We start from the raw sequence: 18,758 nt of genomic DNA on the forward strand, positions 1-18,758 counted from the left end.
CACTCGACGCCACGCATCCGGTGCCCCCAGGGTCAGGCGATCACGGCGATCGCGTTGATCTCGATCAGGTAGTCGGGATGGGCGAGTTTGCTGACCTCGACCATCGTCGAGGCCGGTAACGGCGCCGTGAAGAACTGCGCCCGGACCGCGTGGATCTTCGCGAAGTCCTCCATGTTGCGCACGTACACGTCGACCCGGCAGACATCCGCGAGCGTGCCGCCGGCGGCCTCGACCGCGGCCGCGACGTTCGCGCAGACCTGCCGGGTCTGCTCGGTGATGTCGCCGACGCCCGCGATGCTGCCGTCCGGACGGCGCGCGGTCATCCCGGAGACGAACACCAGCCGCCCGGTCGCCTCGATCGTGGTCGCCTGCGAGAACACGCCGTTCGGGCTGTGCAGCTCGGCCGTCGACACCTGCTCCTTCGGCATCAGTTCACCATTCCTCCGGTCGGGACGACGGCGCCGACCGCGCGCGCCGCGGCCAGCAGACCGTCCAGCCCCGACCTCTCGATCAGGACGCCGTTGCGTCGTTGCTGGGCCGCGCGTTCGGCCTCGATCTCCCCCGGCAAATAGAGCCGGTCGACGCCCGGAGCGGTCGCGCTGCCGCGGACGCGCGCCGCCAGACCGGAGGACCGGCGGCGGAAGCTCTCCGCGCCGCCGAGCAGCTCCGGGTCGATCGCGAGGAACAGATGGGCGCAGTCGTTCGGCCGGTCCGGCTCCCGGTAGAGCGGGCGGACCTGGTCGCCCCAGCCGCCACCGCTCAGCACCCCGGTCAGGACGTCGATCATCAGCGCCAGCCCGAATCCCTTGTGCCCGGCGGCCGGCAGCAGCATGCCGAGCACGGCCTCCTCGGCGTCCGTGGTCGGCGTGCCGGACGCGTCGGTCGCCCAGGTGTCCGGGATCGGCCGCCCGGCCGAGGCCGCGAGCCGGATCTTGCCCAGGGCAACGGCCGACAACGCCATGTCCAGCACGATCTCCGCACCGGCCGTGGTCGGCACCGCGATCGCCAGCGGGTTGTTGCCGACCAGCCGTTCGGCCCCACCGGGGGCCGGCATCAACGGCGTGGTGTTCGACATTGCGATACCGATACACCCGGCCAGCGCCGCTTGCATGGCCCACCGGCTGGCCGCGCCGAAGTGGTGCGCGTTGCGGACCGAGACGAGGCCGATGCCGTACCGGCCGGCGCGCTCGATCGCATGTCCCATCGCCTGCGGGCTGGACAGCTGGCCCATCCCGCCGCGAGCGTCGACGACCAGCGCGGCGCCGGCGTCCGAGATCACGTCGAGCTCGCGCTCGCGCGTCACGCCGCCGGCGTTCAGGCGGTCGACGTACATCGGGACGAGCATGACGCCGTGCGAGCTGACGCCGCGCAGGTCCGCCTCGACCAGCGCGACAGCGATCCGGGCGGCGTCGTCCGGGTCGAAGCCGACGGCGCTGAAGACGGCCGAGACGGTCGCCTCCAGCCAGGCCGGCCGGACCAGGACGCGCCGGTCAGCGTCCGACGCCTGGGCGGTCATCGGTTCTCCTCGGCCCACGGCACCAGCACGTGCTCCAGCCAGACCAGCCCGTAGAACAAGACAATGCTCATCAGGCTGAGCAGGGTGATGCCGGCGAAGGCCAGCGACGTGTCGGCACTCGCCCCGGACTGCGTGATCACGTATCCCAGCCCCTCGGTGGCGCCGACGAACTCGGCGATCACCGAGCCGATCACGGCCAGCGAGATCGCGACCTTCAGCCCGGTGAAGATCTGCGGCAGCGCGAACCGCAGCCGCAGCTTGAAGAACTCCTGCGTCCGGCTGGCGTTCAGCGAGCGCATCAATTCGACCAGCTCGGCCGGCGTCGACTTCATCCCCTGCGCGGTCGAGATGACGACCGGGAAGAAGCAGACCAGCAGCACCATGAAGACCTTCGGCCCCTGCCCGAACCCGAACCAGATCACCAGCAGCGGCGCGACCGCGATCTTCGGGATCGAGTTCAGCATCAGCAGCAGCGGGTAGACCAGCCGCTCCAGCAGCACCGACCGGACGATCAGCAACGCGATCGGGACGCCGACCACGATCGACAGCAGGAAACCCTCGACCGTCTCCAGGAACGAGACCCACAGCTGCTCCAGCAGGTAGGCCGGCTGCTCCAGGAAGGTCAGCGTCACGTCCTTCGGGGTCGGCAGCAGGTACTCCGGGATCGAGAACGCCACCACGGCCAGCCACCACAGGCCGATCGCCCCGAGCAGGCCGAGCACCGGCAGGACGACCGCGGCCGCCGGCGAATGCGCGACCCAGGACCGTTTCGCCGTCATCGCGCCCGCACCTCGTCGGTCGGGCGCGCGGCGTCCGGCGCGGTCTTCTCGGCCAGCAGCCCGTGCAACCGGCCGCTGATCCGGGCGACGTCCTCCAGGTACGCGTTCGGGCCGAGCGTGCGCGGCCGCGGGATGTCGATCTCGACGATCTCGCGCAGCCGGCCCGGCCGCGGCGTCAGGACGACGGCCCGGTCGGCCAGCACCACGGCCTCCTCGATCGAGTGCGTGACGAACACGATCGTGGTCGACAGCTCCATCTTGATCCGCTGCAGCTCCTCGGACAGCTCGGTCCGGGTGAGCGCGTCGAGCGCGGAGAACGGCTCGTCCATCAGCATCACCTGCGGGCTGCGGATCAGCGAGCGGCACAACGACACCCGCTGCTGCATCCCGCCGGACAGCTCGTGCGGCAGCCGCCGTTCGAACCCTTGCAGCCCGACCATCTCCAGCAGGGTGTGCGCCAGCTCCCGGTACGTCGTCTTGTCACGGGCGGCGGCCTGCCGGTCGAGCTCGACCGGCAGCAGCACGTTCGACAGCACCGAGCGCCAGGGCAGCAGGGCCGGCCGCTGGAACATGAACGAGACGTCGGCGCGCGGCCCGGTGACGGGCTCCCCCGCCACCTCGACCGTGCCGGACGTCGGCGGCAACAGCCCCGCGATCAGCCGGAGCAGGGTGGACTTGCCACACCCGGACCGGCCGATCAGCGTGACGAACTCACCGGCGTGGACGTGCAGGTCGATCTTCTCCAGGGCCGTGATCCGGCCCTCGCGTCCGTCGAAGACCTGCCCTACGCCGTCCAGCCGGATCATCAGGTACCGGCCTCAGCCCTTCGGGGCCAGGTCGACGGTGACGACGTCAGCCGGCTTGAGGCTGCCCGCGGCGACCGTGTCGGCCTCCACCAGCGTGTCGAGCACCTTCTGCACCCGCTCCTCGTCGACGGCGCCGATCGTGTCGGCAGGAGCCGGCTGAACGTACTTCTTCATCAGCTCGAGCTCCTTGGTGGCGACCGTGACATCGGTCGTCGGCACGTACTTCTTCAGCGTCTCGGCCGCACCGGCCGGGTCGGCGACGGTGTCCTGCAGCCCCTTGAGCAGCGCGGCGGTGAACTTCTTCACCTGGTCCGGGTGCTCCTTGGCCACGTCGGACCGGGTCAGGATCGCGTTGCCGTAGAGCTGCGGCAGCTTGTCGCCGTACGGCAGCACGACCGCCTTGCGGCCCTTCTCGTCGGCCTTCTCGACCAGCGGGACGCCGACCACGAACTGGCCGATCGCGTCCACCTTCTTGGTCGACAGCACCGCCGGCAGGTTCTGCGGCGGCGACGGGATGAAGGTGACCCGCTTCTCGTCGATACCGACGGCCTTGGCGTAGACCGGGAACATCACCTGGTTGGTGGAACCCGGCTGGTCGCCGACGCTCTTGTCGAGCAGATCCTCGGGCTTGGAGATGTTGTAGCCCTCCAGCGAGACGATCGCGGCCATCGACCGCTGCTGGATCATCCCGACCGTCGTCACCGGCAGCTTCTGCTTACCCAGGGTGATCGCGATCGCGGTGAAGTCGCCGATCCCGTAGTCGGCCTGGCCGCCGGCGACCTGCTTCATCACCTCGACGGTGCCGTTGCCCTTGGTGATCGTGACGTCGAACCCGGCGTCCTTGAAGTACCCCTTCTCCAGCGCGACGTACGCGTAGGCCTCCCGACCGAACTGGCCGAAGGAGGTCAGGTAACTGACCTTCTGCAAGCCCGGGTCGGAGCCCTTCTCATCACCGCTGCCACCGCACGCGCTGACCAGGGCGAGCCCCAGGACCGCCGTCAGCGCGACGGCGGAACGCCTCAACCTCATATCGACCTCTCTCATCCGATATTTGATCAAACATCAAATATGGAAGGGTGGTCAATCGGCAGGCGGGGACTTCACAGTGACTTTACCTGCACTGCGCGTTCCCACAGGTCCTGCCGGTGCCACCCGTCCTGGAGCCGTTCCCCTAGACCTGCCCGTACCGGACCGGCCTCCCGCCCCGACCACAGACCGTACCCGCACCGACGACGGATCGCGACGCCACCGAGGGCCGGATCGCGGCGGCGCTGGTCAAATTTGCGTAAACCCTCAACTTCTTGTGACTCCGAGCACCTTCCCGGACAGGGTTCCCTCCGGCGAGGGAGGTCCGGACCCCCGGCGTTTGACACCATGAGGGGGTGCTGAACGTCTTCGCGTCCCTGGGCCGGGCGTCGACGTACCTGCGCTGGGTCTATCTGCTGATCGGCGCGGCGCTGGTGCTGGCGTTCCTGATGGTCGGCGGCGCGCTCGGCTCACTCGCGACCGAGCTGCGGATGCCGGCCGTCATCGGCCCGGTGGCGGTGCTGCTGCTGGTGACCGGTCCGCCGCTCGTCCTCGGCCTGCTGCCCGCGGTCCGCGAGGTCGAGGGCATCGCGGTCTCGTCGCTGCTCGGCGTCGTCTTCGAGGAGCGCCCGCTGGGCCCTGCCCGGAGCTGGGCGCAGCGCCGCCGGACGGCGTTCTGGTTCGCGCTGCACCTGATCGCGGGTGGTCTGGTCGGCATCCTCAGCACGGTCGTGTTCGGCGCCGGGCCGGTGTTGCTCGCGGCCCCTTTCCGCGCCACCGGCCGGCACGAGATCGTTCCCGGCGTCGAGTACGTCGTCACCGGCGGCTGGGCCGACGTCTGGATGCCGCTCGTCGTGCTGGCCGCGCTCGCGGCGCTGTTCATGATCTCGGCCGGGGTCGGCGCGCTGCTCGCCCGGCTGGCGCCGCGCATCCTCGGTCCGTCGCCCAGTGAGCGCCTCGAGCTGCTCGAACGCCGGACCGCGACACTTGCCGAGCGCAACCGATTGGCCCGCGAGCTGCACGACAGCGTCGGGCACGCGCTCAGCCTGGTCACGATCCAGGCGGCCGCCGCGCGCCGGGTCCTGGCCAGCGATCCGGAGTTCGCCGCGACGGCTCTCGACGCGATCGAGACCTCGGCCCGGGCCGCGCTGGCCGACCTGGACCACGTCCTCGGCCTGCTCCGCGACGACCGCCGTCCAGGCTCGGGAACCGCGCCACAGGCCACCCTCGAGGAGCTGGACCGGCTCGTCGAGGCCAGCCGGGCCGGCGGGATCACCATCACCGTCGAGCGGCACGGCGAGCTCGACCGGCTGCCGGCCGCCGTCTCGCGGGAGGCCTACCGGATCGTCCAGGAGGGCCTCACCAACGCGATCCGGCACTCGGGCCGCGCTCCCGACGAGCTCCGCGTCGAGCTGGCGATCCGACTGGACCACTCCGGGCTCCGGCTGACCGTGACCAACCCGGTCAGCGGCTCGTCGGAACATCCCGGCGGCGGCCGCGGTCTGGCCGGCATCCGTGAAAGAGTCGCCGTACTGCAGGGCACCGTCGCAGCCGGCCGCGCCGAAGCGGGCTGGGAGCTCGCCGTGACACTGCCGGTCGCCGTGACGACGAAGAGCCGGAACACCGAAGGAGTGGCATGACGCTGTCCGTGGTCGTGGTCGATGACGAGCCGCTGATCCGCAGTGGTCTACGCGCGATCATCAACGCCGAGCCCGATCTCGAGGTCGTCGGCGAGGCGGGTGACGGCGCCGAGGTGCTGCCCGTCGTCCGGCGGACCGGCCCGGACGTCGTCCTGATGGACGTCCGGATGCCCGCGGTCGACGGCATCCAGGCGACCCGCCTGCTGCTCGACAGTCTCGACCCGGCGCCGCGCGTCTTGGTCGTGACCACCTTCGAGAACGACGACTACGTGTACGACGCGCTCCGGGCGGGCGCCTCCGGCTTCCTGCTGAAGCGGACGCCGCCGGACGACATCATCGCCGCCATCCGCACGGTCGCCGGGAGCGAGTCGCTGCTGTTCCCGGAGGCGATCCGGGCGCTCGCGCTGGCCCACGCCGGCGCGCAGCCCGCCAAGCCAGGTGGTCTCGACGCCTACCAGCTGACCGAGCGCGAGCAGGAGGTGTTGCGGCTGATGGCGCGCGGCCTGTCGAACGCCGAGATCGCGGCCGAGCTCATCCTCGGGCTGCAGACGGTCAAGACCCACGTCGCCAACGTGCTGGCCAAACTCGGGGCCCGCGACCGCACGCAGGCCGTCATCAAGGCCTACGAGTCAGGATTCGTGCCGCTGCACTGATCAGGTCGTCGCGGGGTCGACGCGCTCGTCGGCCAGCACACACGCGTCGTGCAGCGGGTCGACCGCGTCGGCCTTGAGCGCGACGCGCTGCAGCAACCGGCGGAAGCTCTCCCGCTCGCCGTCGTCCAGGCTGCCGAGCACCTCGTCCTCGGTGGCGGACAGCCGGCGCTCCAGATCACAGAGCGTCTCCCGGCCCTGCTGGGTCGGGACGATCAGCCGCGCCCGGCGGTCGGCCGGATCCGGCTGGCGCTGGACCAATCCGGCCTTCTCGAGGTCGTCGAGCAGGTACGTCATGACGGTGCGGTCGACGCCGAGCTGAGCGGCCAGGTCGAGCTGGCGCTTCGGGCCTTCGGAGTTCGTCGTGGCGAGCACCTGGTAGCCGCGCGGGCCGCCCGGCACATCGGCCAGCGCCTCCCCCGACGCCTTCGCGTACCGCCGGAAGACCACGCCGAGCGCCCACCCCAGGTCGGACTCCACCGGGGCGCCGCTGGCCACCCGCGGCGAGACGCCACGGGCCCGCTGAGCCTCGAGATCCGCCGAAGTACTCGTCACGTGACCAGTCTACGGGGTCCGTTCGCCACGGAATACGATCTGACTTGAATATGTTCTGTTCTACAGACTATCTTGAGTGCAGCTCGTCTGAGCTGCCACCTAAGCCTCATTGGGAGAGAACGAACATGACGACCTTGCTCCGTGTCGACGCCAGCGTCCGGCTGAACGGATCGGTGAGCCGCGCCCTCGCGGACAGCGCCGAGGCCGCTTGGCGGGCCGAGCACCCGAACGGCGTGGTGGTTCGCCGCGACCTCGGTCGCAACCCGCTGCCTGCCACCGCCTGGCCCGCCCTCGCCAAGGCCCAGGTCGGCGAGCAGCCGGCCACGGCCGCCGAGCAGGACCTGCTGACCGAGGCCCAGGCGCTGGCCGCCGAGCTGACCGCGGAGCTGAAGAGCGCCGACGCCGTCCTGCTCGCCGTCCCGCTCTACAACTACGGCATCGCCCAGCACGTGAAGGCGTGGATCGACCTGCTGCTGCTCGACCCGGCATACCTGCGCGGACCGAACCCGCTGGAGGGCCGCCCCGTCATCCTCACCCTGGCCCGCGGCGGCGGCTACCAGCCCGGGACGCCGAAACACGGCTGGGACCACGCGACCGGCTACCTGGAGCGCATCTTCGGCGACGTCTTCGGGATGAAGGTCCGGATCGCGGCCGCCGAGCTCACCCTGGCCCCGGTCACGCCGGGGATGGAACAGCTGATCGACCTGTCCAAGGTCTCCGAGACCGAGGCGCTGACCGCCGCCGAGGAGCACGCGATCGTGGTCGCCAAGGAGCTGGTCGGCAAGGCCGCCTGACCACCGGCCCTCGACGCGATGCCGTGCTAGCCGGCGTTGCGTCGCCAGGTGGTGAGCGTGACCGAGAGGGTCGCGAGCATCGGGTCCGGGAGGACGGCGATGCGATTGGCCAGCTCATCGGGTGCGATGTGCCGAGCGCTCGGCGTCATCAGCACCAGCTGTTCCACCGCGGTGTGATCGAGCCGCATCGGCTCCTCGATCACCGCGCGCCCGATCTCGGTGAAGGTCCCCGCGAGCGCGTCCTGCAGGCGCCGCTCCTTCTCCTCGTCGACCGACACCAGCCCGAGGACGCCGACCAGCTCGGACAGATGGGCCTGATTCGGCGTCACCACCAGCAGGACGCCGTCCGGCGTCAGGATCCGGGCCATCTCCGCGGCGTTGCGGGGTGCGAACACGTTCAGGACCAGGGCGGCCGCGCCGTCCACGAGCGGTAGCTCCTGCCAGGCGTCGCAGACGACCGAGCCGATCCGCGGATTCACCTTGGCCGCGCGGCGGGCGGCGTACCGGGAGACGTCCAGGGCCAGGCCGCGCCGGGTGCTGCCGGGGCCGATGACGCCGGCCAGGTAGTAGCCCGTGCCGGCGCCGACCTCGACGACCAGCCCGTCGCCGTCCGGCGGGAGTTTGTTTGCGCTCTGCAGGATCAGCGCGTCCCGGATCGGCGCGTAGTGGCCGCCGCCGAGGAAGACCGTGCGGGCGCCGATCTGGGCGGCGGTGTCGCCCTCGATCCCTTTCGATGCCGAGGGCAACAGGTTGAGGTACCCCTGTTTCGCCAGGTCGTACGCGTGCGCCTGCGGGCAGCGCGCCGTCCGGCCGGTCAGCGCGAGCGGCTCCGCGCAGACGGGACAGCGCAGTACGGCGACCAGGTCGGGATCCACCGCCCTATTGTCGTCAGACGATGTCGCGGCTGGTGATCCGGGCCCAGGCCGCGGCGTAGAACACGGTCAGGTAGCCGGCCTGGAGCAGCAGGTTCTTCCCGATCGCGCCCCAGTACGGCGGGTCGCGGAGCAGATCGGCGAACGACGTCCAGCGGTACATCAGCAGCCAGGGGTGGATCGCGTCGATCTGCGGGATCGCGGTCAGGATGCCGAGCACGATGAACGTGCCGAAGGTGGCCGCCATCGCCGCCAGCGGCGTCGAGGTCAGCGACGAGACGAACAGGCCGATCCCGGCCAGGCCGAGCAGCGACAGCGCGATCACCACCGCGATCGCCAGCGCCCGCAGCAGCCCCTCGCCGAGCGGGATCGTCGTCCCGGACAGCAGCAGGACGTCGCCGACCGGGAACAGCGCGAACCCGACGATCAGGCCGGACAGCCAGATCGTCAGCGTCGCGACCAGGCAGAAGACGATCAGCGCGACCATCTTCGCGGCCAGCAACCGGGAGCGGCCGGCCGGCGCGGTGAGCAGGTTCCGCAGGGTGCCGAGGCTGGACTCACCGGCCAGCGACTCCCCCGCGATCACGGTCACCGCGGTCGGCAGGAAGAACGGCAGCGAGAGCCCGAGACTGGCCACGATCAGGAACAGCCCGTTCCCCGCGACCTGGCCGATGAAGCCGTCCCCGCCGCCCTCGGAGCCGGACAGTTTGATCGCGATCCCGATCATCAGCGGGACGCCGGCCAGGACGGCGAGCAGCACCCACGTCCGGGCCCGGCCGAAGACGAGCTGCAGCTCCGAGCGGAACAGCGCCAGCGGATACCGGCCCGGCCGCACGCTCGGCGCGACTGCACTACTGGTGGTCGCACTACTGGTCGCGCTACTGGGCGACATCGAAACCCTCCCCGGTGAGCGCGACGAAGGTCTCTTCGAGGCTGGGCCGCTCCAGGCCGAAACCGTGGATGCGGACGTCGGCGGCGACCAGCGCCGCGGCGAACTTCTCGATCGGCAGCTCACCGGCATCGCCCTCGACCGTCTCCTCGGTCGTCCGCAGGTCGGTGACGCCGAGGCCCTGCAAGGTCTCGGCCGCGCGGCCGAGATCCGGCGTCCGGACGACGAGGCGCGGGCGCAGCTCGGCGCGCAACTCGGCGACCGAGGACTGCCGGATCAGCTTGCCCCGGCTCATCACCGCGGCGTGGGTACAGACCTGCTCGACCTCGGCCAGCAGGTGGGTCGAGGTGAAGATCGTCGTCCCGTCACCGGCCAGCTCCCGGATCAGGTGCCGGACCTCGCGCGTCCCCTGCGGGTCGAGCCCGTTGGTCGGCTCGTCGAGGACGAGCAACTCGCGGCGCTGCATCAGCGCGACCGCGATCGCGAGCCGTTGCCGCATGCCGAGCGAGTACGCGCGGACCTTCTTACCGGCCGCGTTCGACAGACCGACCCGCTCGAGGGCCTCCCCCGCGCGGGCCTTGCGCGTCCGCGGGTCCGCCGTGCTGTCGGCCGCGTCGAACCGGAGCAGATTCGCCTGCCCACTCCAGAACGGGTAGAACGCCGGCCCCTCGACCAGCGCGCCCACCCGCGGCAACACCCGCAACTGCGCCTTCGGCATCGCCTCGCCCAACAGCTCCACTTCACCGGCCGTCGGCGCGATCAGCCCGAGAAGCATCCGGATCGTCGTCGTCTTCCCCGACCCATTAGGCCCCAGGAAGCCGAACACACTCCCGGCCGGCACCTCCAGATCCACCGCGTCGACGGCGACCTGCCCACCCCGAAACCGCTTCGTCAAACCCCGCGTAACCAGCGGGCTGCCCTGACCGGCAGCAGGTGTGGTGGGGCGTGGGGTACTTGAACCCCCACGCCCGGCGTCGGGTGTGGTCACGTCAGCGAGGGGCCTTCGCGGCGGCGTCCTGGAGGGTTTGCGGGGTGACGAGACCGGCGAAGACGCGGCCGTCGTCGGTCAGGAGGACGTTGACCATCTTGCTGGTGACGATCTTGCCCTTGCCCCAGGAGCCTTCGACCTGCCGGGCGCCGGCCAGCAGCTGGTCGACCGGGCCGCCGGTGCCGGTGAGTTTGGCGCCGCGGACCAGGACGACCGAGGACCAGCCTTCGCCGATCACGGTCGGCGCGTTCCCGGCCTTCAGGTTCGGCTTGGCCGGGACGGCCTTCGGGTCGATCGGCTTGACCGGGTGGTCGGGGCGCGTGGTCGGCGTCTTCGGCTCGGTCACCTTGACGCCCTTGGGCGGGGTGAAGGCGAACGTACTCGCCGCGGGGACGTCGAACGAGACCTGGCTGAAGCCGACCTGGAGCGCCGGATCCTTGCTGGTCCGCGGCAGGACGGTCACCTGCAGCGGCACCCATGTCTTGGCGTCGACCGCGAGTGTCACGGAGCCGACCGTGGTCTGCTCGGCGCGCGGGATCAGGCGCAGCTTGTAGGCGTCCCGCCCGGCGACCTTCTCCGTCCCGCTGACGTCGACCTTCGTACTCGGGTCGATCGCGTCCAGGAACTGCTTGGCCACCGACTGCGGGTCGTACGACTTCGGCGTACCGGCGGCAGGTTTGCCGGGCTGGTGCGCCGGGAGGTTCAGTTTGACGGCCTCGCGCTGACCCGAGTCGTAGGCCCAGGCGGACTTGCCGTCCGTCGTCCAGACCCGCTCGGCCATCGTGTCGAGGACCGAGACGCGCGCCTTGTCGGGCGCGGCGAACGCGACCCGCGCGGTGTGCTTACCGCTGAGCAGCTCCGTCACGGCGCCGCTCCCGGACTCGCCGCCGCCGACACCGGGCAGCGCGGGCAGCCCCAGATCCGCCGACGACTGGACCGTACCGCTCAGGCCGTCGACCTTCGCGGTCTGCACCTTCGCCAGCAACTCCTGCGCGGAGATCCCCGGCAGCTTCGGCGAGGCATCCGCCACCACCGGCCCGAGTGTCCCCACCCCGGCGACCACCGCCACTGCCGCGACCGGAACCAACCACCGTCGACTGCGCTGCGCTGCACCCATGTTGTCAAGCCTCGCACCACGGACAGCCGCAGCCAAGGGCCCTCAGGGTGAGTTCACCCGAAAGAGTGAGTACGGCGTACGACCGTGGTCGTACGCCGTACCCGGGATCAGCGGCTCTGGAGGGCGTCGAGGGCCACCGTCATCGCCGCGGCGACGCGGAAGTCGAGACGCTGGTCCTGGACGGAGACGCGGTACCGGTCGCGGATCGACATCTTGCGCTCGACCGACAGGATCGGCCGGCCGTCGGCGCGGTCGGTGAAATCGAAGTGGAAGATGAACGGCAGCGGGATCTCGCCGATGAACGGGACGAAGTCCCAGACCCGGCGCAGGATCGCGATCCCGGCGCTGCGCTCGGTCCCGGCGGCGTCCAGGCCGTTACCGCTGAGCAGCCAGCTCGACCGCAGCAGGCTCTTGCCGAACTCCTTCTTGAACCAGCCGATCGGCTGACCGGCGGCGTCGAACACGTCGTACCCGGAGCCGAGGTCGATCCGCTTACGCGCCTTGAACGAGAACACCACCTGCGTCTTGGCGTCGTCGGCGTAGAACGTGACCTCTTCCTTGAAGGCCATCCGCTTCTGCTGCGCGAACGCGAGCAGCGGCCCGTCCGACCCGTCCGGGTTGGTCGCGATCAGCTCGTACTTGTTGGCCATCAACGTGATCCGCTGCTTCATCGAGAACGCGGGCACGTACATGGATCCCCCACCAGGTGACTCAGTCATGCGGAGGAGTCTGGCATCTCCCCCGGCTCATCCCGCCACTCGGCTCCACAAGCCGCCGCCCCGACCCGCAGTCCGCGCGCCACTCCGGCCGCCGCGGCCGACTCCTCGACCACCCGGACGACGATCCGCCCGGCGCCCTGCTGCACAAGGTCGCGGACGAGCTCGACGCCGACCTCCACCCCCTCGGCCTCCGACGTCACGGGCCGCCACAGCACCCCGAAGTCCGCCGCGGGCCGTTCGCCCAGCTGCACCACCAGCACCTCCGGATCGTGGAGGTGCTCCGCCGGCTCCCCGCCCACGATCACGCGGACGACCTGCTCACTTTTCACCGCGACGGCGCTCGCAGCGGCGTCCTCCGCATCCGCGACGATGGACGTCGGCTCCGCGCCCGGCAGCCCCCGATTGCCCCACGACTCCTGGTGCACCGCCCACGACAGCGGCCTGCGCATCGCCCACCCGCTCTGCACCAGCTCCGGCGCCGCAGCGAACTCCTCCACCGGCCCCACGCACAGGTAGCCGATCAGCTCGATTTGCGCCGGCAACCCCAGCACCGCCGCCACCGCACCCGGCTCGAAGAACGAAACCCATCCGACCCCGAGCCCTTCGGCCCGCGCCGCCAGCCACAGGTTCTGGACGGCGATCGCCGCGGAGAACCACACCGTCCGCGGATCCGCGTGCCGCCCCAGCACATGCCGCCCGCCCCGCCCCGGGTCGCACGTCACCGCCACGTTCAGCGCCGACTCCAGAATCGCCTCGACCTTCAACCCGTCGAACCGCTCCCGCCGTCCAGCCGGCAAACTCGCCGCGAACGCGTCCCGCTGCGCCGCGGCCAGATCCCGCACCTTGCGCCGCGTTTCGAGATCCCGCACCACCACGAAATCCCAGGGCTGGCTCAACCCCACGCTCGGCGCCCGATGCGCCGCCGCCAGCACCCGGGTCAGCACCTCGTCGGCAACCGGCACATCCACGAATCCCCGCCGAACATCCCGCCGCTCGGAAATCACCCGGTGCACCACCTGCCGCTCCCCCGGCCCGTACGCCGGAGCAGCCTCCAACCGCCCCACCGCAACCGTCGCCCGGTCCGACTTCTGCTTGCTGACAATCAGCTCGGCGCCGGTGCTCAGGACGGCTGCTTCGGCGACGCTCGGCGTACCGGTCAGCTCCTGGACGTGAGGGCTTGGGGTGGGGACGTTCTGACGGCGGAGCTCTGCAGTCGGGACGGTCTGGAGTTCGGCCTCCAGAGTGGCCGCGAGGCGTTGGACGCCGGACTCTTGCTCGCGGCCCTCGACGGTGACGAGGAGGCGGACGCGGCCGCCGCCGGCTTCGGCTAGGGCGGCGGTGACGAGGTCGCGGAGTTCGCGGTACGACGTCCCGGCGCGCAGGCCGATGCCGACGACCAGGTTCACTTCTCGAGCCCGGCGTGGACGCGGGCCGCCGCGACGAGACGTGCGGGGACGTCGGGGCTCGCGGTCCAGTGCAGGTGCAGGTACGACGCGTGGACGCGCGACCGGGCGGCGCCCTCGGTGCCGCCGGGCAGGTACCAGGCTGGGTCGACCGCGTCGTCCAGGGTGACCGCCGTCCGGTGGAACTCGTGCCCGCGCACCCGGCGTCCCTCGTCGAAGAACGCGGTCGTGGTCGCGGCGATCGCCGTCCGGTAGCCGAGCGTGAGACTGCCGGTCATCCGCGCGACCGCCGGCAGGACGCCGGTCATCGGGTGCCCGTCCAGCTCGCGGCACAGGTACAGCAGCCCGGCGCACTCGGCGATCACCGGCAGCCCGGCCGCGATCTCGGACGCGACCTGCCGCCGCAGCGGCTCGTTCGCCGACAACGCCTCCGCGTGCAGCTCGGGGAAACCGCCGCCGAGATACACCGCAGAAGTTGCCTCCGGCAACTGCTCGTGCAACGGATCGAACCGGACGACGTCCGCGCCGGCCGCGGTCAGCAGCTCGGTCGTCTCCGTGTAATGGAACGAGAACACCGGCCCACCCGCGACCGCGACCACCGGGCGACCCTCCTCGGCCGGCGTCACCTCGGCGCTCGCGTCCCACGCCGTCCTCACCAGCTCACCCGCACCCCGGGCCGCCGCGACGAACGCCTCCAGATCAACCCCCTGCCGGACCAGCTCCGCCGCCGCATCCACAGCAAGCTCGGCCTGCTCCCGCTGCTCATCCGCGGGCACCAACCCGAGATGCCGGCTCGGCACGGTGACCCGCGTGTCCCGCCGCAGCACCCCGAGCACCGGCACGCCGGTCGGCGCGACCCCCGCGCGCACCTCCGCCTCATGCCGATCCGAGCCGACCTTGTTCAGAATGACCCCGACGATCCGCACCTCGGTGTCAAAGGCAACGAACCCCTGGACGACGGCGCCCACACTCCGCCCGGCCGCCGCCGCATCCACCACCAGCACCACCGGCGCCCGCAGCAGCTTCGCGACATGCGCCGTCGACGAGAACCCCTCCGTCCCGAGCGCGCCGTCGTACAAACCCATCACGCCCTCGACGACCGCGAGGTCGGCCCCCTGAGCCCCGTGCGCGAACAGCGGCGCGACCCGCTCCTCGCCGCTCAGCATCGCGTCCAGATTCCGCCCCGGGCGACCGGTCGCCACCGCGTGGAACCCGGGGTCGATGTAGTCCGGCCCGACCTTGAAGCCGGCCACCACATGCCCGGCCCGGCGCAACGCGGCCATCAGCCCGACCGCGACGGTCGTCTTCCCCGCCCCCGACGACGGCGCCGCCACCACAACCCGCGGAATTACCACTCGATACCCTTCTGGCCTTTCTGGCCGGCGTCCATGGGGTGCTTGAGTTTGGTCATCTCGGTGGCCAGGTCAGCGGCCTCGAGGAGATCCGGGTGCGCGTTGCGGCCGGTGATGACGACGTACTGGTGGCCGGGGCGGTTGACGAGCGTTTCGACGACCTCGGCGACGTCGATCCAGCCCCACTTCATCGGGTAGGTGAACTCGTCGAGCACGTACAGGTCGTGGGTCTCGGCGGCCAGCCGGCGCTGGATCTCGCGCCAGCCTTCGAGCGCGTCGGCGGCGTGATCCTCCTCGGTACCGGCCTTGCGCGACCAGCTCCAGCCCTCGCCCATCTTGTGCCACTCGACCGGTCCGCCCTGCCCGGTCGCCTCGTGCAGCTTCCCGAGCGCCTTGAAGGCCTCCTCCTCGCCGACCTTCCACTTCGCGCTCTTCACGAACTGGAAGACCCCGAGGTTCCAGCCCTGGTTCCAGCCGCGCAGCGCCATCCCGAAGGCGGCCGTCGACTTCCCCTTCATCTCACCGGTGTGCACCATCAGCAACGGCCGGTTCCGCCGCTGGCGCGTGGTCAGCCCGTCTTGCGGCACCACACTCGGCTGTCCCTTCGGCATCAGGCCGCCCTCTCCGTCACCGCGCGAACAAGGTTGCCCGCAGCAACCTCTCCGAGGTCGAGGTACTCCGCGCCGAGATCTGCCGCGAGCTCACCGGCCAGCCCGAGCCGGACGCCGCGCCGCGGCTCACAGTCGACCACCACGGTCGCGATCCCGCGCTGCGCCAGCCACCCGGCCGCCTGCCGCGCCTTCGCGAACGCGTTCTCCCCGTGCGTCGCCCGGCCGTCGGTCACCAGCACGAGCAGCGGACGCCGCCGCGGGTCCCGGATCGCCGCGATCCGCAGTACCTCCGCGGCCCGCAGCAGCCCCTCGGCCAACGGCGTCCGCCCGCCGGTGGGTAACGACTCCAACCGGCGTACGGCGGTCTCCACACTGCTCGTCGGCGGCAACGCGACCGTCGCCTCCGCACCGGCGAACGTGACCAGCCCGACCGTGTCACGCCGCTGGTACGCATCCAGCAGCAGCGAGACGATCGCCGTTTTCACCTCGCCCATCCGCTTCTTCGTCCCCATCGAGCCGGACGCGTCCACGCAGAACAGCACCAGGTTGCCCTCGCGCCCCTCCCGCACCGCGAACCGGACGTCGCTCGCTCGCACCGCCAGGCCGGCACCGGACCGCCCTCGTGCGTGTTGATGCGGAGCCGCCGAGCGGATCGTCGCCAGTAGATGCGGCCGACCTGACTCGCGCCCCAACCGGGCCCGGTCGCCGACCACGCGACCGACCTCGGTGATCGCCCGGGAGCGCCGTCCGGCAACCCCCGCGCCTGTGGCCTGCACGCTCAGCAGCCGCGCCTTGTACGGCTCAGAACTGCCGACAACCTCACCCACAGGCGCCGGACGGCCCGCCGACTCACCGTCAGCGGACTGCTCGGCTGTCGGGTCGTGACGGCCGGCCTCCTCAGCAGTCTCGGCACCGTCGCCGGCCTCCGGACCGCCCGCCGCGGAGTCGCCGTCCGCTGGAGGCGGCGTGTCGGGCGCGTCGCCGCCGCCGTCGGGTCCCCCGCCGTCGGGGTCGTCGTCCGGCTCCTCAGGCGGGGTGCTGTTCTGGATGGCCTGCTCGAGCTGGTCCTCGTCCATGCCGGGGGCGTCGAAGGGGTTGCGGCGACGGCGGTGCGGCAGCGCGAGTTTGGCGGCGGCGCGGACGTCGTCCACCTCGACGACCGTGCGTCCGGACCAGGCCGCGTGCGCGACCGCCGTCCGCGCGGTGACCAGGTCGGCGCGCATCCCGTCCACATCGAACGAGGCGCAGATCTCGGCGATCTGCCGCAGCGCCGAGTCGGTCAGGATGACCTCGCCCAACAGGTCGCGCGCCTTGACGATCCGCTCGGCGAGCTCGCGCTGCGGGCCGTCGTACCGGCTGACGAACGCCGCCGGATCGGCCTCGTACGCGAGCCGCGCGCGCATCACCTCGACCCGGACGGCAGGGTCCCGGCTGGCGACGACGTCCACGTTCAGACCGAACCGGTCGAGCAGCTGCGGCCGCAGCTCGCCCTCCTCCGGGTTCATCGTGCCGACCAGGACGAACCGGGCCGGATGCGTCACCGACACCCCGTCGCGCTCGACGGTCGCGCGGCCCATCGCGGCGGCGTCCAGCAGGACGTCGACCAGGTGGTCGTGCAGGAGGTTGACCTCGTCGACGTACAGCAGACCGCGGTGCGCGGCCGCCAGCAGCCCCGGCTCGTACGCCGTGACTCCCTCGGCCAGCGCCTTCTCCAGATGCAGCGACCCGAGCACGCGGTCCTCGGTCGCGCCCACCGGCAGCTCCACCAACCGCGCCGGCCGGCTGGCCGCCTCGGGCGCGCCATGCGGCCCATCCGGACAGTCGGCGGCCGGCTGCGCCGGGTCACACGAGAAGCGACAGCCCGGTACGACGTCCACCGGCGGCAGGATCTCGGTCAGCGCACGGACCGCGGTCGACTTCGCCGTCCCCTTCTCGCCGCGGATCAGCACCCCGCCGATCGCCGGGGAGATCGTGGCCAGGATCAGCGCGAGCTGGAGGTCTTCCATCCCGACGACTGCGGTGAACGGAAAGCCGGTCGGGGGTGGCGCAGGCCGCATCGGCGGGGAGTCCCTTCGTCCGCGGGTGTCCACGCCCGCTTCGGCAGCTGGTACGCCACGGCGACCGCGGCGGACAGAGCGTGGACTTCCTGGCTCCCGGTCGCCCGGTCACAGTGGCGGGACCGCCCCGGACTCCCGGGTCTCCCCGGTCACCGGCGTTCCTCCACACCTGTCCCGGCGATCATGGCACACCCCGCCGTCCCCGGCCGCGACCAGGTTCACACCTACGCTGACCCCATGATCAAGGCCTGTCTCAACGGTGACCGCACCCGCGCCGACCACCCCGGCATCCCGATCACGCCCGCCGAACTCGCGACCGCCGCCGCGGCCGCCGTCCAGGCCGGCGCCGACGCGATCCACATCCATCCACGCGGCGCCGACGAACGCGAGAGCCTGCACTGGCCCGACATCCGAGCCGCCGTGGACGCCGTCCGCACCGCGTGCCCCGGCGTCCCCATCGGCGTCTCCACCCGGGAGCCGATCGTCCCCGACCTCACCGAACGCCTCCGCCTCATCGCCGAGTGGAGCCCCGGCCCCGACTTCGCCAGCGTCAACTTCCACGAGCCCGGCGCCGCCCAGGTCGCCGACCTCCTCCTCACCCGCGGCATCGGCGTCGAGGCCGGCCTCTTCACCCCCGAAGCCGCCGCCACCTACCTGGCCTGGTCCGGCCCCGCCGTCCGCATCCTCGTCGAAGCCATCCCCGGCATCTCCCCCACCCCCGACCCCGCCCAGCAAATCCTCGCCGCCCTCCCCACCAACACCCCAGCCCTCGTCCACGGCGAAAACCACTGGGCCTGGCCCACCCTCCACTGGGCCCGCACCCACAACTACGACACCCGCCTAGGCTTCGAAGACACCCTCACCGGCCCCACCGGCCAACCAGCCCAAACCAACGCCGACCTCTTCGCCTGGCTCAACGACACGAACGACAGGACGTAGAAGGCATCCCCCCAACGATTCCAACTGACCACAGCGGGCAACGCA

19 protein-coding genes are annotated in these 18,758 nt (G+C 71.4%); 4 read left to right on the plus strand and 15 right to left on the minus strand.

What is annotated here, in order from left to right; genetic code table 11:
- Positions 1–32 precede the first annotated feature (32 nt).
- Genes ACZ6ZD_RS30940 through ACZ6ZD_RS30960 form a run of 5 tightly spaced genes read right to left on the minus strand, consistent with a single transcriptional unit; the run spans position 33 to position 4,130 of the window.
- Positions 33–428: a RidA family protein gene (locus ACZ6ZD_RS30940; protein ID WP_465677442.1), complete on the minus strand. Its 396-nt coding sequence runs from the start codon at positions 426–428 to the stop codon at positions 33–35.
- A complete protein-coding gene (locus ACZ6ZD_RS30945; protein WP_465677443.1) occupies positions 428–1,516 on the minus strand; it encodes an Ldh family oxidoreductase in 1,089 nt (362 codons plus the stop codon). Before ACZ6ZD_RS30945 ends, ACZ6ZD_RS30940 begins: the two co-directional genes overlap by 1 nt.
- Positions 1,513–2,295: an ABC transporter permease gene (locus tag ACZ6ZD_RS30950; protein WP_465677444.1), complete on the minus strand. Its 783-nt coding sequence runs from the start codon at positions 2,293–2,295 to the stop codon at positions 1,513–1,515. Before ACZ6ZD_RS30950 ends, ACZ6ZD_RS30945 begins: the two co-directional genes overlap by 4 nt.
- The gene (locus ACZ6ZD_RS30955; protein WP_465677445.1) at positions 2,292–3,101 is read right to left on the minus strand and encodes an ABC transporter ATP-binding protein; all 810 of its coding nucleotides are present in this window, start codon (positions 3,099–3,101) and stop codon (positions 2,292–2,294) included. Before ACZ6ZD_RS30955 ends, ACZ6ZD_RS30950 begins: the two co-directional genes overlap by 4 nt.
- 12 nt (positions 3,102–3,113) lie before the next feature.
- A complete protein-coding gene (locus ACZ6ZD_RS30960) occupies positions 3,114–4,130 on the minus strand; it encodes an ABC transporter substrate-binding protein (RefSeq protein ID WP_465677446.1) in 1,017 nt (338 codons plus the stop codon).
- 353 nt (positions 4,131–4,483) lie between these two features.
- Between ACZ6ZD_RS30960 and ACZ6ZD_RS30965 the strand changes: the two genes are divergently transcribed.
- Both ACZ6ZD_RS30965 and ACZ6ZD_RS30970 read left to right on the plus strand, forming a co-directional pair.
- Positions 4,484–5,767, plus strand: coding sequence for a sensor histidine kinase (locus ACZ6ZD_RS30965; RefSeq protein ID WP_465677447.1), 1,284 nt, complete (start codon positions 4,484–4,486; stop codon positions 5,765–5,767).
- Positions 5,764–6,420: a response regulator transcription factor gene (locus tag ACZ6ZD_RS30970; protein ID WP_465677448.1), complete on the plus strand. Its 657-nt coding sequence runs from the start codon at positions 5,764–5,766 to the stop codon at positions 6,418–6,420. The genes ACZ6ZD_RS30965 and ACZ6ZD_RS30970 overlap by 4 nt, the downstream gene beginning before the upstream one ends.
- On the opposite strand, the gene ACZ6ZD_RS30975 is transcribed toward ACZ6ZD_RS30970, so the two are convergent.
- Entirely contained in the window at positions 6,421–6,972 is a 552-nt protein-coding gene (locus ACZ6ZD_RS30975; RefSeq protein WP_465677449.1) for a MarR family winged helix-turn-helix transcriptional regulator, read from the minus strand.
- A 125-nt stretch (positions 6,973–7,097) separates the two neighbouring features.
- Here ACZ6ZD_RS30975 and ACZ6ZD_RS30980 point away from each other — a divergent pair, with 125 nt between their 5' ends.
- The gene (locus ACZ6ZD_RS30980; RefSeq protein WP_465677450.1) at positions 7,098–7,766 is read left to right on the plus strand and encodes an FMN-dependent NADH-azoreductase; all 669 of its coding nucleotides are present in this window, start codon (positions 7,098–7,100) and stop codon (positions 7,764–7,766) included.
- A gap of 26 nt (positions 7,767–7,792) precedes the next feature.
- On the opposite strand, the gene ACZ6ZD_RS30985 is transcribed toward ACZ6ZD_RS30980, so the two are convergent.
- The 9 genes from ACZ6ZD_RS30985 to ACZ6ZD_RS31025 all read right to left on the minus strand — a co-directional run bounded on the left by ACZ6ZD_RS30985 (position 7,793) and on the right by ACZ6ZD_RS31025 (position 17,774).
- Positions 7,793–8,641, minus strand: a complete 849-nt coding sequence (locus tag ACZ6ZD_RS30985; RefSeq protein WP_465677451.1) for a putative RNA methyltransferase — start codon at positions 8,639–8,641, stop codon at positions 7,793–7,795.
- Positions 8,642–8,654: 13 nt separating this feature from the next.
- Positions 8,655–9,530, minus strand: a complete 876-nt coding sequence (locus ACZ6ZD_RS30990) for an ABC transporter permease (RefSeq protein WP_465677452.1) — start codon at positions 9,528–9,530, stop codon at positions 8,655–8,657.
- A complete protein-coding gene (locus ACZ6ZD_RS30995) occupies positions 9,517–10,422 on the minus strand; it encodes an ABC transporter ATP-binding protein (RefSeq protein WP_465677453.1) in 906 nt (301 codons plus the stop codon). Before ACZ6ZD_RS30995 ends, ACZ6ZD_RS30990 begins: the two co-directional genes overlap by 14 nt.
- A 94-nt stretch (positions 10,423–10,516) precedes the next feature.
- Positions 10,517–11,632 carry a LolA family protein gene (locus tag ACZ6ZD_RS31000; RefSeq protein ID WP_465677454.1) on the minus strand — a complete coding sequence of 372 codons (1,116 nt, stop codon included), beginning with the start codon at positions 11,630–11,632 and terminating at the stop codon, positions 10,517–10,519.
- A gap of 107 nt (positions 11,633–11,739) precedes the next feature.
- The gene (locus tag ACZ6ZD_RS31005; protein WP_465677455.1) at positions 11,740–12,351 is read right to left on the minus strand and encodes an LURP-one-related family protein; all 612 of its coding nucleotides are present in this window, start codon (positions 12,349–12,351) and stop codon (positions 11,740–11,742) included.
- Positions 12,348–13,757, minus strand: coding sequence for a 5,6-dimethylbenzimidazole synthase (bluB, locus tag ACZ6ZD_RS31010; protein ID WP_465677456.1), 1,410 nt, complete (start codon positions 13,755–13,757; stop codon positions 12,348–12,350). The genes ACZ6ZD_RS31005 and bluB overlap by 4 nt, the downstream gene beginning before the upstream one ends.
- Positions 13,754–15,109: a cobyrinate a,c-diamide synthase gene (locus tag ACZ6ZD_RS31015; RefSeq protein WP_465677457.1), complete on the minus strand. Its 1,356-nt coding sequence runs from the start codon at positions 15,107–15,109 to the stop codon at positions 13,754–13,756. Before ACZ6ZD_RS31015 ends, bluB begins: the two co-directional genes overlap by 4 nt.
- The gene (gene cobO, locus ACZ6ZD_RS31020; protein ID WP_465677458.1) at positions 15,103–15,717 is read right to left on the minus strand and encodes a cob(I)yrinic acid a,c-diamide adenosyltransferase; all 615 of its coding nucleotides are present in this window, start codon (positions 15,715–15,717) and stop codon (positions 15,103–15,105) included. Before cobO ends, ACZ6ZD_RS31015 begins: the two co-directional genes overlap by 7 nt.
- Entirely contained in the window at positions 15,717–17,774 is a 2,058-nt protein-coding gene (locus tag ACZ6ZD_RS31025) for a putative cobaltochelatase (RefSeq protein WP_465677459.1), read from the minus strand. Before ACZ6ZD_RS31025 ends, cobO begins: the two co-directional genes overlap by 1 nt.
- A 237-nt stretch (positions 17,775–18,011) precedes the next feature.
- Here ACZ6ZD_RS31025 and ACZ6ZD_RS31030 point away from each other — a divergent pair, with 237 nt between their 5' ends.
- Positions 18,012–18,713 (plus strand): 3-keto-5-aminohexanoate cleavage protein, encoded by a 702-nt coding sequence (locus ACZ6ZD_RS31030; RefSeq protein WP_465677460.1) that lies wholly within the window; start codon positions 18,012–18,014, stop codon positions 18,711–18,713.
- Positions 18,714–18,758 lie beyond the last annotated feature (45 nt).

The organism is Kribbella sp. NPDC104218, from assembly GCF_055584105.1.

What these genes read in the sequence shown, in the direction of transcription:
- ACZ6ZD_RS31005 (WP_465677455.1), bottom strand. Translation starts at nt 12,351, where the DNA reads ATGACTGAGTCACCTGGTGGGGGATCCATGTACGTGCCCGCGTTCTCG.
- ACZ6ZD_RS30970 (WP_465677448.1), top strand. Translation starts at nt 5,764, where the DNA reads ATGACGCTGTCCGTGGTCGTGGTCGATGACGAGCCGCTGATCCGCAGT.
- ACZ6ZD_RS30950 (WP_465677444.1), bottom strand. Translation starts at nt 2,295, where the DNA reads ATGACGGCGAAACGGTCCTGGGTCGCGCATTCGCCGGCGGCCGCGGTC.
- ACZ6ZD_RS30980 (WP_465677450.1), top strand. Translation starts at nt 7,098, where the DNA reads ATGACGACCTTGCTCCGTGTCGACGCCAGCGTCCGGCTGAACGGATCG.
- ACZ6ZD_RS30945 (WP_465677443.1), bottom strand. Translation starts at nt 1,516, where the DNA reads ATGACCGCCCAGGCGTCGGACGCTGACCGGCGCGTCCTGGTCCGGCCG.
- cobO (WP_465677458.1), bottom strand. Translation starts at nt 15,717, where the DNA reads ATGCCGAAGGGACAGCCGAGTGTGGTGCCGCAAGACGGGCTGACCACG.
- ACZ6ZD_RS31030 (WP_465677460.1), top strand. Translation starts at nt 18,012, where the DNA reads ATGATCAAGGCCTGTCTCAACGGTGACCGCACCCGCGCCGACCACCCC.
- ACZ6ZD_RS30990 (WP_465677452.1), bottom strand. Translation starts at nt 9,530, where the DNA reads ATGTCGCCCAGTAGCGCGACCAGTAGTGCGACCACCAGTAGTGCAGTC.
- ACZ6ZD_RS31025 (WP_465677459.1), bottom strand. Translation starts at nt 17,774, where the DNA reads ATGCGGCCTGCGCCACCCCCGACCGGCTTTCCGTTCACCGCAGTCGTC.
- ACZ6ZD_RS30940 (WP_465677442.1), bottom strand. Translation starts at nt 428, where the DNA reads ATGCCGAAGGAGCAGGTGTCGACGGCCGAGCTGCACAGCCCGAACGGC.
- ACZ6ZD_RS30955 (WP_465677445.1), bottom strand. Translation starts at nt 3,101, where the DNA reads ATGATCCGGCTGGACGGCGTAGGGCAGGTCTTCGACGGACGCGAGGGC.
- ACZ6ZD_RS30960 (WP_465677446.1), bottom strand. Translation starts at nt 4,130, where the DNA reads ATGAGGTTGAGGCGTTCCGCCGTCGCGCTGACGGCGGTCCTGGGGCTC.
- ACZ6ZD_RS31000 (WP_465677454.1), bottom strand. Translation starts at nt 11,632, where the DNA reads ATGGGTGCAGCGCAGCGCAGTCGACGGTGGTTGGTTCCGGTCGCGGCA.